Origin of the sequence: Microvirga ossetica (assembly GCF_002741015.1) — a bacterium.
GTDB lineage: Bacteria > Pseudomonadota > Alphaproteobacteria > Rhizobiales > Beijerinckiaceae > Microvirga > Microvirga ossetica.
The window spans coordinates 4,531,819-4,547,500 of the sequence record NZ_CP016616.1 but is presented as its reverse complement, the minus strand read 5'-3'; the positions used below and the strand labels follow the sequence as shown (position 1 = coordinate 4,547,500).

15 protein-coding genes and 1 pseudogene (1 of these 16 cut by a window edge) are annotated in these 15,682 nt (G+C 62.4%); 7 read left to right on the top strand and 9 right to left on the bottom strand.

Features of this window, described 5'->3' with window-relative positions; translation table 11 throughout:
• On the bottom strand, positions 1-609 hold the 5' portion of the coding sequence (locus BB934_RS21750; RefSeq protein ID WP_099511490.1) for a tyrosine-type recombinase/integrase. It extends 219 nt beyond the left edge of the window; only the first 609 of its 828 coding nucleotides appear in the window; the start codon lies at positions 607-609; its stop codon lies beyond the left edge, outside the window.
• A gap of 122 nt (positions 610-731) precedes the next feature.
• On the opposite strand from BB934_RS21750, the gene BB934_RS21745 reads away from it, so the two are divergent.
• A complete protein-coding gene (locus tag BB934_RS21745; RefSeq protein WP_099511489.1) occupies positions 732-1,154 on the top strand; it encodes a helix-turn-helix domain-containing protein in 423 nt (140 codons plus the stop codon).
• Positions 1,043-1,693, top strand: coding sequence for an IS630 family transposase (locus BB934_RS21740; RefSeq protein WP_237050355.1), 651 nt, complete (start codon positions 1,043-1,045; stop codon positions 1,691-1,693). Before BB934_RS21745 ends, BB934_RS21740 begins: the two co-directional genes overlap by 112 nt.
• On the opposite strand, the gene BB934_RS21735 is transcribed toward BB934_RS21740, so the two are convergent.
• The 4 genes from BB934_RS21735 to BB934_RS21720 form a co-directional block, all read right to left on the bottom strand.
• Positions 1,678-1,896 carry a hypothetical protein gene (locus BB934_RS21735; protein WP_099511488.1) on the bottom strand — a complete coding sequence of 73 codons (219 nt, stop codon included), beginning with the start codon at positions 1,894-1,896 and terminating at the stop codon, positions 1,678-1,680. The genes BB934_RS21740 and BB934_RS21735 overlap by 16 nt on opposite strands.
• Positions 1,896-3,602: a tyrosine-type recombinase/integrase gene (locus BB934_RS21730; RefSeq protein WP_099511487.1), complete on the bottom strand. Its 1,707-nt coding sequence runs from the start codon at positions 3,600-3,602 to the stop codon at positions 1,896-1,898. The genes BB934_RS21735 and BB934_RS21730 overlap by 1 nt, the downstream gene beginning before the upstream one ends.
• A 173-nt stretch (positions 3,603-3,775) precedes the next feature.
• Positions 3,776-3,955: a helix-turn-helix domain-containing protein gene (locus BB934_RS47215; RefSeq protein WP_157934259.1), complete on the bottom strand. Its 180-nt coding sequence runs from the start codon at positions 3,953-3,955 to the stop codon at positions 3,776-3,778.
• 259 nt (positions 3,956-4,214) lie between these two features.
• A complete protein-coding gene (locus BB934_RS21720) occupies positions 4,215-4,865 on the bottom strand; it encodes a hypothetical protein (protein WP_099511485.1) in 651 nt (216 codons plus the stop codon).
• A gap of 222 nt (positions 4,866-5,087) precedes the next feature.
• Here BB934_RS21720 and BB934_RS21710 point away from each other — a divergent pair.
• A pseudogene (locus tag BB934_RS21710) lies at positions 5,088-5,956 on the top strand (AraC family transcriptional regulator).
• A 23-nt stretch (positions 5,957-5,979) separates the two neighbouring features.
• Entirely contained in the window at positions 5,980-6,129 is a 150-nt protein-coding gene (locus BB934_RS50965; RefSeq protein WP_099513114.1) for a helix-turn-helix domain-containing protein, read from the top strand.
• Between the two features lie 33 nt (positions 6,130-6,162).
• Here the strand turns inward: BB934_RS50965 and BB934_RS48415 are convergent, their stop codons facing one another.
• Positions 6,163-6,426: a hypothetical protein gene (locus BB934_RS48415; protein WP_162299181.1), complete on the bottom strand. Its 264-nt coding sequence runs from the start codon at positions 6,424-6,426 to the stop codon at positions 6,163-6,165.
• Between the two features lie 372 nt (positions 6,427-6,798).
• Positions 6,799-8,154: an IS701 family transposase gene (locus BB934_RS21700; protein ID WP_099512825.1), complete on the bottom strand. Its 1,356-nt coding sequence runs from the start codon at positions 8,152-8,154 to the stop codon at positions 6,799-6,801.
• 45 nt (positions 8,155-8,199) lie between these two features.
• On the opposite strand from BB934_RS21700, the gene BB934_RS21695 reads away from it, so the two are divergent.
• Positions 8,200-8,859 carry a DUF7986 domain-containing protein gene (locus tag BB934_RS21695; protein WP_099510067.1) on the top strand — a complete coding sequence of 220 codons (660 nt, stop codon included), beginning with the start codon at positions 8,200-8,202 and terminating at the stop codon, positions 8,857-8,859.
• Positions 8,860-8,945: 86 nt separating this feature from the next.
• The gene (locus BB934_RS21690) at positions 8,946-10,742 is read left to right on the top strand and encodes a Calx-beta domain-containing protein (RefSeq protein WP_099511482.1); all 1,797 of its coding nucleotides are present in this window, start codon (positions 8,946-8,948) and stop codon (positions 10,740-10,742) included.
• 53 nt (positions 10,743-10,795) lie between these two features.
• Here BB934_RS21690 and istB read toward each other — a convergent pair whose 3' ends face one another.
• Both istB and istA read right to left on the bottom strand, forming a co-directional pair.
• The gene (gene istB, locus BB934_RS21685) at positions 10,796-11,557 is read right to left on the bottom strand and encodes an IS21-like element helper ATPase IstB (RefSeq protein ID WP_099509450.1); all 762 of its coding nucleotides are present in this window, start codon (positions 11,555-11,557) and stop codon (positions 10,796-10,798) included.
• Positions 11,558-11,575: 18 nt separating this feature from the next.
• Positions 11,576-13,114, bottom strand: a complete 1,539-nt coding sequence (gene istA / locus BB934_RS21680; protein WP_099509451.1) for an IS21 family transposase — start codon at positions 13,112-13,114, stop codon at positions 11,576-11,578.
• 149 nt (positions 13,115-13,263) lie between these two features.
• Between istA and BB934_RS21675 the strand changes: the two genes are divergently transcribed.
• The gene (locus BB934_RS21675; RefSeq protein ID WP_099511481.1) at positions 13,264-15,624 is read left to right on the top strand and encodes an Ig-like domain-containing protein; all 2,361 of its coding nucleotides are present in this window, start codon (positions 13,264-13,266) and stop codon (positions 15,622-15,624) included.
• Positions 15,625-15,682: the final 58 nt, after the last annotated feature.

Below are 15,682 nucleotides of genomic sequence, written 5' to 3'. Positions count from 1 at the left end.
CAGCCGCCGGGTCAACCTCGTGAGTCGCTGATAGACATTGTGGGAATCGCGCATAACGCCCTCCTTGCCCAGCCACAGCCTGGACGATTCGACCGCTTGCGGAAACAGCGGCCGTACCGTGGACAGGTAGCGCTCGAACCAGGGTAAGAGCGGACCGGGCAGCTCGAAGCTGACCAGCTGACGCGTCTTGGTCTCGTCGGCCGGAATGGTGATGAGCCATCCGCCTTCGGTTTGGATCAGGTGCCGCCCGAGTTCGAGGCTCGAAAAGTTCTTCACCCGCAGCGGCCGCAGCGCCAAAAGGGCGAGCATGAGGGCATCGCGGTAGGCCAGGGCCTGCTTGAGCGACAGGGAATCAGCAGGCAGACGCTCCAGCTCCGCGACCGCGGCGGCAAAGATCTCGGCGGTCGGCCGCATCCGGGCCCGCTTGTCCCTGCTCGGCCTGGCACTGATCTGGACCCGATTACACGCGTCCTGCAGCCAGCGCCAGGTCCGATCTGGCGCCATCGCCTGCATCATCACCTTCAGGCCAACCAGCATCGACAGGCGCGTGCGCGGGGCGACGAGCGTCGCAAGATGCCGGTTGTAGGCGCTGACCGACTCGCGCGTCACCCGATCGGCAGGATGAGCTTGCTTCTGTGGCGCTCCTATCCAGGCTAAAGCGCTTTTGATCTGGACTTGAATCGCTTCGGGTGGTCTGTGCGTTGACTGGGATATGGCCCGGGAGGCAAACCATGCCCCAGCCCTATTCTCCTGATCTGCGTGAGCGTGTTCTTGTCGCCTGTGCGCGTGGCGACCTTCCTCAGGTTGAGATTGCCCGCCGCTTCCAGGTCTGCCCCGCCACCGTCTCGAACTGGCGCCGCCAAGAGCGCGAGGAGGGCCGACGCTGTCCCAAGCCGCACAGCGGCGGCGTGCCCTCGCGCCTGGATGCAGCAGCTCTGGAGGTGCTGCGTCAGCTCGTGGCCGAAGACAATGACGCGCTGCTGCGCGAGTACCGCGAGCGCCTGGCCGAGCGAACGGGCGTGACGGTGTGTCTGGCGGTGATCTGCGAGGCGCTCAAGCGGCTCAAGCTGCGTCCGAAAAAAAGACCCTTCGGGCGGCCGAGCAGGAGCGGCCCGAGATTGCCGCCGAGCGCGAGGCTTACCGCCAGCAGATGAGCGAGCTTCCCGTGGAACGCCTGGTGTTCCTCGATGAGAGCGGAGTGACCACCAAGATGGCCCGCACTCATGCGCGAGCGCCACGTGGGCAACGCGCCTATGGGTCAATCCCGCTCGGCTCGTGGCAGCGGCTGACGGTCTTGGGCGCACTCGCCTGTGAGGGCCTGGTCGCTACGATGAGCATCGAGGCCTCGACCTCGACCTCCGTGCTTTTGGCCTATCTCGAGCAAATCCTGGTACCGGCCCTCAAACGCACCAAGCCGGATGCCATTCTGGTGTTGGACAACCTGCGCCCGCATCGGGCCACAGAAGTGCGAGACCTGCTCGCGCAGGCCGGGATCGGGCTTTTGTACCTGCCGCGCTATTCCCCGGAGTTCAACCCGATCGAGCCCGCCTGGGCCAAGATGAAAGAGCGGCTCAAGGCGAAAGCGCCTCGCACTCTTGAAGCTTTGGAAGCGGAACTCAAACCCGCCCTCGACACCATCACCGCAAAGGATGCCCGAGGCTGGATCAGGCATGCCGGCTATGCCCTACACTGATCCCAAAAGCGCTTTAGGTAACCAAGCCAGCGGCCGTAATGCTGCTCGTTGGTCTGGCGCGTGCGCGACGCCCAATGCGCCGCACCGCCGCCCTCGTCAAAAATGTCGCCGGCGGCTTGTGCTGCCGCCCAAGCCTCCTGGTCGGCCTGCGGCCATTCGGACGCCGGCAGAGCGCGGCGCATCGGATCGATGGGTCGGGCCATTAACGCTTCCCCTTCGGAGCTTTGGCCTTGGCCTCGTCGAGCAGGCGATCGACGTGACGTCCGGCGGCTTTCGACTCGGTGCCGAGATAATGGCCCATGGTGGTGTCGAGCGTGGTGTGGCCGAGAACGCGCGACACGGGAAGGTAGGCGCCGGGATCGGCCTCGACTGCGATCTTGGCAATCGCATGACGGAACAGATGCGGGTTCATCTCCAGTCCTGCCCGCCGCATGCCCCGGCGGATGGCGTCGGACATTGCGGTTTTGGACCGCGGTCCACCCTGGGGCCCGGGAAAGAGATAGGTCCCGTCCGCCTCCAGCAAGCGCGAGCGGAACGTCGCGATGTGATGCTTCAGGCGCGCCGTGATCTCGGCATTGAGTGCGAACTCCAGCGGACGGCCGGTCTTGGTGCGCTCCGCCGGCACGACGAGCACGGCCAGTCCCGAGCTGAGCCAGGTGAAGTCGGCGAGTTGCAGCGTCCGCAGCGAGGAAATGCGCAGGCCGCAGCGGATGAGCAGGTCTACCGCTACGGCGCGTTCCATGGCTTTGGCAGCGCGCAAAGGATTCTTCTCGCCGGCAGCCCGTTTGCTCTCCTGCTCCGGGAACGTCAGCAGGCGGGCCACATTGCGTGGATCATCGAACTGGCCGAGACGCTTGCGATTGCGTTCCGTCATCTGACGCCGGTTGCCGGGATCGAGCTTGCGGCAGATCTTCTCCAGAGTGGCTAGGGTTGCCTCGTCCATCCGGCAGTAGTGCTTCGCGATCAGGCGCATGGAGCGGGCGAGGTTGTGCACACGCTGAGTCTTCTTCCCCGAGCGCTCGAGGAAGAAGCGAAGGGCGGCCTTGAACGCTTCCGGCTGGAACAGAGTCGACAAGGACGCGATCGCTTCGGCCGGCAGATGGCCGGTATGGACGAGCGCCGAGGCAAACTGGCGGAAGTTGTAAACCCGGCTCTCGATGGTCGCCGGGCGCAGCGCGCGAGCTGGGGCCTCCTCGTCGAGCGGATCGGGATTCGCCATCCGCTCTCGCCAGCGTCCCACGTCTTCCTGGAAGGAAGTGGGAAAGGCACTCAGGGGCAGCGTATACGGCTCCTGCTTGAACGGCGAAGACAAGGGCACCTGGGGCCAGCCGGGCACGGTTCGGGCTGAGCGATTCCAATTGGAGATGGTGTTCTTGATGATGCTCTTCGGGCCCTTGATCGCCTCTTCCGCTTCGAGCGCCTCGAAAAGACCGATCAGCGCTTGCGTCGTGACCTCTTTCGGCGCGATGCCCATGACCGAGCTGTAGGTAGCGAGGCGGTAGAGTGCCTGGCGCTGATATGGGGGCTCGATCCGATCGAGCAGCGCCTGCCAGGACGGCGCAATGGGAATGCGCTGGGACAGCGGCAAGGGGGGAGCGGCATAGCGCTCCAGGGCCTGAACGACCAGGGAGCGGATGTTGGCGAAGGTCTTCTCGGACAGATTCGCCTGCGCCGGGCTCTTGGACACAAACAGCTCGCGCACGCGGCGCGGGCTCGCTTCGAGCTTCTCCAACGGCATCACGAACACCTGCTCTACGCGGTTCAGTGCCGAGATGAGGTCGCGGCGCTGGGTGTTGGTCAGGCCGGTATCGGCTTCGGCGAGGCGCTTCACATCCGCCAGAGTGGCCTGGTTCTCGGAGCGAAAAGCTGCCCGGCTGCGGACAAGGAATCGGGGGTCGACATATTGCATCGGGATCGTCTCGCGTGGTCAGCCCTGGCCTCGGGAGGACAGGAGCGGACAGGAGGGGCAATTCGGGAAATAGCAGCTTTCTGGTCCTACGGCGTTCAGACGGGAACGATCTCCCGACAGCCTGTAAGCCATTGGCACTGCTGGACTATGGTGGTCAGACATGCTCAGCGCGATTAGCCGCGGTGGAGCTTCTCGTAGGTGATCGCATCCTCCGGTGAAATGCGGATCTGGTGACCGATGCGGTGCACCTTGAGTTCGCCACGGGCGATGATGCGGCGCACGGACTTCAGGCTGACCTGCCAGCGGGCAGCGAGATCCTGCAAAGTGAGAAGGGGCTCAGACGTCGGCTTCACGGGTATCCTCCGGTTCGGGGTGATCGGGCTCGGAGGCAGGCGCAGTTTGGGCGATTGCGAACGCTTCAAGGGCTGCGTGCCGGGCCAGCAACCGAGCGAACGCGACCAGCGAAGCCGGCGAATCTGCCGGCTCCTCATGCCTGGGAGTTGCTGGTTCACGCTTCGCCGTCTTGCCCACTGGTGACCTCCAATGGGCAGCATGATGATGACGGAAGTGCTTTTGTTCGAACTCCCTAACTCACCGGTATTTGCGCGCCCCTCACGGAAGTAGCGGCGGGTCGAAGTACTTGAGGTCGCGGATCGGGAGCTTCTCCTCGACCACCTTGTCGATCAGCCGCCCCTCGAACACGACCCCCTCGGGGGCATAAAGGCGAAGGGCCTCCTTGACGAAGCCGGTAAAACCACGCTCGGCGAGAAAGGAGATTTTGTCCACCGTGTGGATGGGCCTGATACCAAGCACCTCCTGATAGGTCAGCATCAGCGCCGATACCAGCTCGCGCAGCTCCTGCGTCGGGGTCGGACCTCCCTTATGGTCTCGAGCGGACCGGCTGTGCTGCTGGGAAACTTCTGCGGCTTTGCGGCTCAAATACGCCATGCGCTGCAGATACAGAATGTGCGGTCGCATATCGAGGTCGCCGGAATCCTGATTGACCTCTGACATGGCGACGATCATCAGGAGGCCCTGGTTCCCGAGCTTCTCGGCAGCCTTTGTCGCTTTCTCAAAACCTCTTGCGAGTGCATTCAGCTCACGAGTGACCGCCGAGGGACGAAGTCTCGTGGGGCGCTCCAGGTACAGCTTGATCAGGCGTTTGGCGTCGTTGACCAGTTCGGTCAGAGACTCATCGGAGGGACCATGCTCACTCTTGTGCAGGTCTTTCTTGAGCCACTCCACAAGCCTTTCGTCCGACATCCTGTTCATCCTCCTCTCGGCTCATGTGTGGGCATGCCCGGGCTGAAGAGTATACAGGTCGGTCCAAAATGCGACGAGGTCGTCCCGAAAGGGATTGCGCAGCTACAGCGAACGCGAGGACAAGTTTTCCGGCGGTTCTGACGAAAGTCCTTTTAGCCAGCACCCCAAGTTGTGTTGGGAACAAGTTCTTGTTAGTCTAAGCTAAATTCCACGAGCGGCTGGATGAAGCGAACCTCAATTAAACGGCTCGCCGGTCTACCAACCGTTCAGGCCGGATTAACCCGCCTAGCCTTTGCACGACTTCAACGGGCTGGCGTCAAGCTCGAGCCGCTTATGTCCCGGACAGGGGTTACGAGGACGCAGATCGCGGATGTGGAGCAGCGTATCAGCGCTCAGGCGCAGGTTGCCTTCCTCGAGGCTGCGTCTGAGGCGCTCGCGGATGATTTTCTCGGACTTACGCTCGCGAGGGAGGTCGACTTTAAGGATCTAGGATTGCTGTACTACGTCTTGGCATCCTCGGAGACTCTGGGGACGCTCTGAGGCGTGTCGAGCGCTACAGCCTCATTGCAAACAAGGCCGTCGTCTTCGAATATCGGGAGGCGCGCACGCTCATTCAGCGTCTGCGCTATTCAGGTGTTGCCCGGCACACCGATCGGCGTCAGATCGAGTTCTGCATTCTCGGGGTAGTGCGCATGTGTCGCCTGCTCACGGGAAGAAACTTCGCCCCGACGCGCGTCTCGATGGTCCATGTGCGATCAAAGGGTATGGCTGACTACGACCGCTTTCTTGGTACCGAAGTCGAGTTTGGCAGCGACGTCGACGAGATCGTTTTCCCGGAGGGCTCGGCGGAGATGCCCTTGGTAGAGGCCGATCATCGGCTCAACAAGATACTGAGCAGGGTTTGCGAGGACACATTAAACGCGCGAGGGAGCAATGTCAGCGCGCTGCGGGTGAGGGTTGAGAATGCGGTAACGCCGCTTCTTCCGCATGGCACCGCCCGCGCCGAGGTGGTCGCGAGACAACTTGGAATAAGCGAACGCACACTAGCCCGGCGGCTCGGGAGTAGGGCACGACATTCAACGAGGTTCTAAAACAGCTCCGGTCGAGCCTTGCCATCCGCTATCTCGAGGAGGAGACCATACCAATCTCAAAGATCGCGTGGCTTCTCGGCTTCGAGGAGCCAAGTTCGTTTAGTCACGCCTGCCGTCGCTGGACGGGGAAGTCGCCTCGCGAACTGAGATCCGCCGATCTGGTCGTCACGTGATATAGGCTGCTTCGGTAACGGCGCCTACGCCAATCATGACACGAACGAGATATTGTCCCGGCGCAAAACGACCAATGCAGCCTGAGGGGCTACTTGGCCTTGCCACAATTGCTTCCACCGGCCGGGGCATCCATTGGAGCCGTCGCCGTTGTTGGAGTTGCCCGGGTTGGATGAGTCGTTGCCCTTGCCGCCGTCAGCCTTGCCGCTGCCCTTTTCCACGGGGGTTGCCATCTGCATTGCCGCCGACACTACCGCTGGAGTTGGAGCTGGCACCCGCGCCAAAGTCGCCAGTTCCACCTTCCTAGTCCCGAACCTGCGTGCGATGGACACAGACACAACGCATTAGCCCATGGTACATCCATCGCAGTTTATCAGTGGTTGTGCTTTGGTGAGGACAACATGACCTCTCGTCATCGACCAATCGTCTTCCGACTTAATCCGACCATGAACTGCCCCGGCATCGCGTTGGAGGTCACCATCGAGATGCGCGCATTATGGGGCTGTCAATGTCTGTTGGGGTGAATGAGTTTGTGTCTAGGACATGTTACATAGAAACAACAATCGCCGGAAAAAAGATCATTGTCGAGAATTGCCTGCATTGACCAACAAATTGGCTGCTTAAAGCAATTCACACCTTTCACTACGTGATCTAAGCTCGACTTTGGCCATTTATGCTGGATAGCAGAGTGTCGCCGTCAATCGCTTCAGAACATCGATTTGGCCTTTTGTCATGTTGGCGGGCCGGCGTGACGCATCAGAAACTGCGGCGGCCCAGAGCGAGCGTCGGACGGCCGCCAGAGCATCGCTGAAGGTGATGGTGCGCTTATTGTACCAAGCGGCACACTGCGGGCGAGCCAAGCGCCGAATGGCGGGGTCAGCGGTCCAGAGACTGACCAGCGAGAACAGCCCCAGCAGGGCTGGTGTCGTGCGGGCGATCGCCTTGTCCGACCATTGGCGTTGCGTCTCCATCCCCAGGTGTCTGCGAGCCTCGGCAAAGGTCACCTCGGTGCTCCAGCGCCGCACGAACCAGCGCACGATCTCAAGAGGATCGGCTTGCAGGTCCGTACACAGAAACGCCTGTGGCTTGAGGAGGCCGGCCACGTCCCGCACCAGAACATAGCGGATCGGCACGTGCTTGCCGGGATGGTGCCAGATCGCCGTGCCCGAGATGAACTCAATCAGGCGTTCGCCACCGCCGTACCAGCCGTCGACCCAAACCTGCCGCCACGCCGTCTTGGGATTGGCCAGGCGTTCGGCCAGGCTCGGAAGACGTTGACCAACAACGCGAGGGCGTCCTCGGGTTCCGGGCCGACGGCGCGGAGCCGGCGTGAACAGGCGCGCATCCAGGCGCAGGCGCGTGATCATGCACAGGCGATGCCGAACCGCGTTCAGCAGCTCAATCGCCGCGTAGCTCTGATCAGCCACTGCCACGAGGCGCCGGTCCGGCAGCCAGCGGGCGACCTGGAGAAGGGCTTGTCGGGCCCAGTCCGTGAGCGCCTTGTGACGCTGGCGATGCTCACGCGAGAAGCGCTCGGAGGGCGCCAGCACCGTCAGGAAGGGCAAGGCCCACACGCGACCGGCCCACGGGATGGGAGCGAGCATCATGATGGACAGCCAGCGCAATCCCGAGGCTTTGACGAAGTGGCCATGGGAGGAGCGGACCGGATCCCGGTAGATGCCACGGGCCCTGATCCGGGCACCCCAGCGACGCTCAAGGGTGTCATCCAGGCCAATCACCACTGGCCCGGTCGGCACAAAAGCTGCCACCAGCAGGCCGAGCAGACGGCGCGCCACCTCGCGGCTGGACCACTGGTTGCGGTTGAGCACACGGTGATAGTTCGTGAAGCTGCGGGTGCGGGCGAGGCCAACAACGGTGAGCATGGCCGTGACGGTGCGACGGCCCGGGGTGAGAAGAGCCCCCAGGACGAGCACAAGGGCATGGCGGAAGGTTGGTCCGGTCAGGCCGGACCGGAACGGAGCCAGCCAGGTGGACAGGAGGTCAGGAACATGGGGCTGGACGGGCATGGCCACGATCTCCCACAATCAGGCTCAAGAGCCTGGGAGGTCGCCATGGCCGAAATGGGTCGGACCGAGATCCTGACGCGCTATCGTCATCTCCGCGCGATCAGCACCCACCATCACAACGAGGCTCTTCGCTGCGTACCGGATTCGGCCCTGATGGAGCAGGCGCGCCGGCTGGGGCTCACGGCTGGCAAGATGCTGGTGGCCGAGAGCCTGGACGAGGTGACGTTGGCCTACGACCTGGCTCTCTACACCGCCCCGCCGGGCCGCTCGCGCGGGATGGACCGCTATACCCGCAACGCTGTCGTGGTGCCCGGCTCGGATGAGGACGTGATGCTGCAGGCTCTGCTGCGGGCCCGCTTCTCGGTCTGGCGGGTTGAGCGTCGCCACGAGACGGCCGGCTTGGTGGTGCTGGATCTCATGCGCCAGGAAGAGGTTTGGCTGGTCGATGAGCATCTGGAGCAGACGGCTCATCCTGGCACATCGCTGGCGATGCGGCTGAGTACTCCGGAGGCCTTTGCGATGACGTGTGGGGTTGTCGTGCCGGTGGATGTGGAGATGATGGAGGAGGTGTTCGACACCATGCTGGAGCGCGTGCATGGCGATGCCGACGCAATTGCCAATGATCGCCGGTTTGCTACCGCAATCTATCGGATTGCCGTAATGGACGCGCTCATGAGCCTTGTGAGATTTGCCGATCCGGACTGACCCGCAGGTGGCCTACTGGCCCGCGAAATTGGCCAAAGTCGAGCTAAGAACTCGAGCAACTAAGAAGCAGTGAATTGGGGGCTAAAATGACATTGGTCACAGGCACATCAGGTAACGATGTTCTCAAGGGTGGTGCGGGCAACGATACCATCAACGGCGGTGACGGCTCTGACGACATCTATGACGGAGCGGGTGACGACGTTGTCGACGGCGGCGCCGGCAATGACTTCATTATGTCCTCCAGCTATAGCGCGAGCAATCCTGGTTCAGGAGCGGATATCTTCCGCGGCGGCGCAGGCAGCGACAACATCGATGTAGCGCGCAACAGCGCGGTCGAGACACTGGTTCAGATCGAGACCGGCTCGGCCGAGGCGATCGAGGGGGTCCCTGGCGAGAACTATGTCCAATACTCCGGCGGTGCAAAGGACAGCGTGCGAGTGACAGGTGGCGACGACCGGGACGTGGTAGAGCTGAACGGCTCGCTCAAGTCGGCCGTGCTCAACCTGGGTGCCGGGAATGACACCGTCCGGATCTCCACCGAAGCCAACTATAACTACGACCCGGTCACAGGCACTGAGACCGAAACAGTTCCGCAGATCTCCATCACGACCGGTGCCGGCCGTGACACGATCGAGTTCGCGTCCTACGCGTCTGCAACCCTTGAGGTGACCGACTTCACGGCTGGTGCGGGCGGCGATACGCTGCAGTTCGGCAGCTTCCTCAACAGCCGGCTGCAGAACTGGGATGGCAGCACGAACCCGTTTGCGACCGGACACCTGCGGCTGGTGCAGGTGGGTGCCAACACGGTGCTCGAATACGTCAGCGATGGCATTGGCGCGACCCCTGTCTGGGCGACATTGGCCACCTTCCGCAACACCTCGACGACCAGCTTCACCGCTGACAACTTCGAACCAAGCTACGCACCGGACGGCTCCCATCCGGGGGCAGAGCCCATATCCATCGTGACGATCATGGGGCCCTCCGGACTGGTAGAAGAAGGCACTTTCCTTGAGTTTACGCTAACCCGCAGCGGCGATCTCGCCGACGCGCTGACAGTAGCTCTTTCAATCAATGCGCAGATGTCTGGTGCGACATCTGGAATTGACTTCTCTGCACCTCAAACTGTGACGTTTGCAGCGGGTTCAGCAACTGCCGTTATCAAAATTGCGGCAAATCTCGATGATCAGTTTGAGAGAAATGAGAGTTTTACTCTCTCCGTTGCAAGCGGACCTGGATATACAATCGGATTTCCGTCTGCCGCAGTCGGGACGATCACTGAGCCGACTAACTCGGTGACTGGAGGTGTGCTCACCACCGGCATTGATGTTCTCTCTCCGTCGGATGAAGACACCATTGTTAACGCAACGGCTGGGACCCTGAATGCCAGGCCTCAGATGGCCCCAGATGTACCTGCTGACTCTCTTGATGGCGGCGCGGGGTATGATGTTCTCAAGCTGAGTGGGGCCGGACAGTTCGACCTGAACGGGCTGGGACAGTTCGCAGGCTTTGAAGAGGTCCAGCTGACGAATGCCTCGCAGAGCCCGGCCCAGCTTTACCTGCGCGATGGACAGAACCTGAAGGTCGTGCTGAACGACGGCACCACTGTCCCCCCGGAGTTCCCGACCACGGTGGGCTTCACCGTCTATCTGTCGACCGGAGCCGAGACCGTCTCCGGCAGCAACGGCAGCGACATCTTTTCTGTACAGCAGAACCCGGCCAAGCTGGGTACCGGTGACGTGCTCGACGGTGGAGCCGGTTCTGATGCTCTCCAGCTTTTCTCCAGCACAATCTGGGATCCGGTCAAGCAGACCTATTCCGATAGTGTCTACGACTTGAGAGTGCGCATCTCGCGGATCGTGAGCGCTCATTTCGTGGGATCGTGAGCAGGCATTTCACGCGATCATGAGCGGTCGCGTCGACCGATGGGGTGATGGAGTCAGGAGATTTGGTCGCCGTCAAGAGGGCGGGCTCTGGCGTTCTGCTTTCTCATGCTTTCTCCGGCGAGTTGAAGGCGGTGGGCATTGTGAACAAGACGATCCAAGATTGCGTCTCCAAGAGTGGGATCCCCAATCAGGTCATGCCATGCGTCCACGGGAACCTGGCTCGTGACGATGGTCGATGAGCGGCCGTGACGATCGTCGAGGATTTCCAGGAGATCGCGCCGCTCGGACCCGGTGAGCACTGACAAGCCCCAATCATCGAGGATCAGCACCTGTACGCGACCGAGGGCCTTGAGCAGGCGGCCATAGCGCCCGTCGCCGCGCGCGAGCGCCAATGCCTCGAACAGGCGCGGCACGCGGTGGTAGAGCACCGAGCGGTTATCCCGGCAGGCCTTGTGGCCGAGCGCGCAGGCGATCCAGCTCTTGCCGAGGCCGGCCGCCCCTGTAATCAGCACATTCTCATGCCGGTCGATCCAGTCGCCAACAACCAGCCGGGCAAAGACCGCGCGATCGATGCCGCGCGGGGTTCGCCAATCGACGTCCTCGACGCAGGCGTTCTGGCGCAGCGCCGCGAACTTGAGCCGCGCGGTGAGACGCTTGGTGTCGCGCTCGGCCGCTTCGCGGTCGACCAACAGCCCGATGCGCTCCTCAAAGGACAGAGCGTCGAGATCGGGCAATCGTCGCTGCTCCTCGAAGGCTTTGGCCATGCCGGTCAGGCCAAGCGCGATCAGGCGCTCATGGGTGGGATGGGTCAGCATCGGTTGGGTCTCCTGGGTTCAGTGGAAGTAACCCTGGCCGCGGATGTTGCCGTGGCGCAGGGGTTCGTGGTCGGGCGTCTCGTCAACGACGGCGCGGTCGAGGCCATTCTTGAGAATCGACCGGATCGAGGCGACGGAGCGTGCCTTGATGAGGAGGCCGCGCCGGCAGGCGGCCTCGACGCGGGTGTCGCCATAGCTCCTGGCCAGCGACAGGATGCCGAGGCAGGTGCGGAAGCCCTGCTCGGGATGTGGACGGTCGGCGATCACCGCCTCGAAGAAAGCCGCGACGGAGGGCCCAATCCGTTCACCGGCGGCGATCAGGCCTCGTGGGGTCCACTGGCCGTGGCGGCGATGGGCGCTCGGCATATGCTCGGCAACGGTGGTGTGGCCGCGCCGGTTCGGCGCCCGGGCATGGCTGGCGACCCGCTGGCCCTTGTGGAAGATCTCGACCGTCGCACCGGCAAGGCGCACATCGACGAGTTCCCGGATCAGGCGGTAGGGCACGGAGTACCAGTGGCCGTCGACCTCGACATGGTAGTCCGGCGCGACGCGGCAGCGCTTCCAGCGGGCGAAGACGTAGGGCTCGTCTGGCAGCGCTCCCAGCCGGGGCCGGTCGATCTCGGCAAAGAGTTCGGCCCGGCTGGAGCCGAAGCCGCGCATCTGGCGGGCGTTGAGTTCGACGACCAGGCTGCGAATGGCGCGATTGAGCTCGGCGAGCGCGAAGAAGCGATGGTTGCGCAGCCGGGCCAGGATCCAGCGCTGGGCGATTTGGACCGCGACCTCAACTTTGGCCTTATCCTTCGGGCGTCTCGGCCGCGCCGCGAGAATGGCGGTGCCGTAATGGCCGGCCATCTCGGCATAGGTGCGGTTGAGGCCGGGATCGTAGCGGTCGGGATTGGTCACCGCCGCCTTGAGGTTGTCGCAGATCACGAACTTCGGAACCCCGCCCAGGAAGGCAAACAGGTTGGCGTGCACGGCAATCCAGTCCGGCAGGCTCTCGCTCGCGCAGGCCTCGGCATAGGTGTAGTTGGAGGCGCCCATGGCGGCGACGAACAGCTTCATGGGATGGGCTTGGCCGGTCAGCGGATCGAAGACGTCGATGGTGTCGCCGGCAAAATCGACAAACACCTTCTCGCCGCCCCTGTGGGTCTGGCGCATTGTTGGGCGAACGCGCCCCTTCCAGGCCTCGTAGGTGGTGCAGAACCAGGTGTAGCCGAAGCCATCGGGATGGGCGGCGCGATATTCCTCCCAGAGCAGCACGCGCGTCACGCCACGCCGGCGCAGCTCCTTCTCGACATAAACCCAGTCGGGGACCGGGCGCCGATCGGTCTGAGCCGAGGATGGTGCCGGAAACAGCAGGAGTTCGAGCGCGTCGTCATCGAGCCCGTCCGGCAGCGGCCAGCTCAGCCCTGCCAGACGGGCGCGGCGCAGGTAGCCATGAACGACGCCATTGCTGATCCCCAGCGTGCGCGCGATGACGCGCTCGGTCAGGCCTTGGACATGTCTTAAACGAAGTACTTCTCGGATCCGGCGCATCGACAATCTCTGGGTTGGCATCGGGCCTCCTCGTGGGTTGAACGAGGCACCCGTAGCCGGTTGAGTTGTCGGCCGAAGCTCCCGGCACCTCCGAAAAGGTGCTCACGATCCTCTGAAATCGTTGCTCACGGTGCCGCGAAATCGCTGCTCACGATCACGCGAAACACGCATTGAGAGCGGCAAGCTATAGCAGCATTGAGACACTTCGGCTGTATGGGCCTGCAGGTCAACAGCAAGGGGCGTTTATCGTTCTTGCCGACACCGCCAGCCTGGCAAGCTTCACCAGCATCTACAGCTATGGCGGCTCCACTAAGATCCGCACGGCGGAGAGCACGCTCGACCTGTCGGGTAAGTCCATCACGGGTGTGGCCATCGAGAGCAGCAACACGGCAGGCACCACCTTCACGGTGAGCGATGTCCAAACAGCTCTCCAGATCGTCGGCGGCAGCGGTCAGGATACCGTGGTTCTGCAGGGGTTGAGCCTGACCGAGGCGCAGCGCACGCAACTCTTCCAAGGCTCGATCGAGACCATCACCGACAACTCCGGCACCTACTCCAAGCCGGTTGCAGCCTCTGTAGGCAACAGCGCTGTGGGGGATGAGGACACTATGATCACCGGCCGGATTCCGGCCGGGTTCGACGCGGATGGGGATACGCTCACCTACGAACTGGTGGCGTCGATTGCCGGATTGACGTTCAATGCTGACGGAAGCTTCAGCTATGTCCCGGCTGCGAATGTCAATGGCACGACATCCTTCCAGTATCGGGTCGTTGACGCATCGGGCCTCAAGAGTGCGCCTCAGGCCTTCACCCTCACTATCAATCCGATCAACGATGCGCCGACTGTCTCGGCTGCGGTGGTTGCAACCACAAGCGAGGATACTGCCACCTTCGCAGTGAATCTGCTTAAGAGCGCCTCGGATGTGGACACGGGCGATACGCTTACCGCGTTCGATCTGGTTCTCGTGTCGGGTAATGCCTCCGGCGTCATCGCTTCCGGCAATAGCCTCGTAGTTAACCCGAATGCCTACAGCCATCTCGCACTAGGTCAGAGCGAGGTCGTCACCTACAACTACACTAGTGGTGACGGTCACGGTGGAGTAGTCCCACAGACAGTAACGATCACGGTCAGCGGCACGAACGATGCGCCGGTTGTGTCTGGTGTCGTGGCAGCTTCCGCCACCGAGGACGGTGTTTCTGTCAGCCTCGAAGCTCTGGCCAATACCACAGACGTGGATGCAGGCACCACCCTGTCGGTGGTCAACGTTCCAGTGAGCCTGCCAGCTGGTGTGAGCTATGATGCTGTAACCAAGACCTTCGTGCTGGATCCGACGCACGCTTCGTACCAGTCCCTGGCCGCGGGTCAGAGAACTACGGTGAGCGTCAGCTATGGCGTGTCGGACGGACACGTCATCACTCCGGCCTCGGTCTCCTGGAGCGTCACCGGCACCAATGATGCACCGGTTGCCACCCCTACCAGCAACAGTACCTCTGGGGCTGAGGACACGCTGATCACGGGCCGCATTCCAGCCGGCTCGGATGTCGACAGGGACAGCCTCAGCTATGAGTTGGTCGTTCCTGTGGCAGGTCTGACGCTCGATGCGGATGGCACCTTCAGCTATGTCCCAGCCGCCAACTTCAACGGGATTAGCAGCTTTGAGTACCGCGTGGTGGATCCATCGGGGGCCAAGAGCGTGCCTCAGACCTTCACGCTGACGATCAATCCCGTCAATGATGCACCGGCCGGCCTTGCGCTGGCCGGCAGCACCGTGGCTGAGAATGCTGCAACTGGCACAGTTGTTGGCTCGCTCTCCGCCTGGGATGTGGACGGGGATGGCTTCAGCTTCAGCCTAGTAGATGACGCAGGTGGCCGGTTCGATCTGTCTGCGGACGGCAGGAGCCTGGTTGTGGTCAACGGCTCTCGGCTCGACTACGAGCAGGCCTCGAGCCACCAGGTGAGCGTACGCATGACTGACAGCCATGGCGCAACCTCCGACCAAATTCTAACGATCACGCTCCAGGATGTTTGGAATGAGAGCACTGCCGGCACATCCGATAATGACGCCGTTTCTGGCGGTTCGGGTGCGGACAAGCTTTCGGGCGGTGGTGGCAATGATATCCTCAGCGCCGGAGCCGGCAAGGACGCGCTCGACGGCGGGACGGGCAACGACCGTCTGATCGGCGGGTTGGGCCTGGACACCTTAACGGGCGGCAAGGGCAAGGACGTATTCGTCTTCGCCAATAAGGACACTGGCGCGACAAAGGGAACAGCCGACACGATCACTGACTTCAAGGGCAAAGATGGCGACAGGATTGATCTGAAGGCGATTGATGCCGACGTAAAGAAGAAGGGCGACCAAGCCTTCATCTTCATCGGCAAGGAAGCCTTCACCAAGGCCGGTCAGGTGCGCTACGAGAAGACGAGCAAGGAAACTTACGTCTATCTCAATACTGACAGCGACAAGTCGGCCGAGGGGGTGATCAAGCTCAAGGGAGCGGTCGACCTGCAGAAAGGTTGGTTCGTGCTCTAACAGGCGGCAGGCAGCCATACTTCTGAAACGAATGAACTTCTTGCCGCGGGTCGTCCCG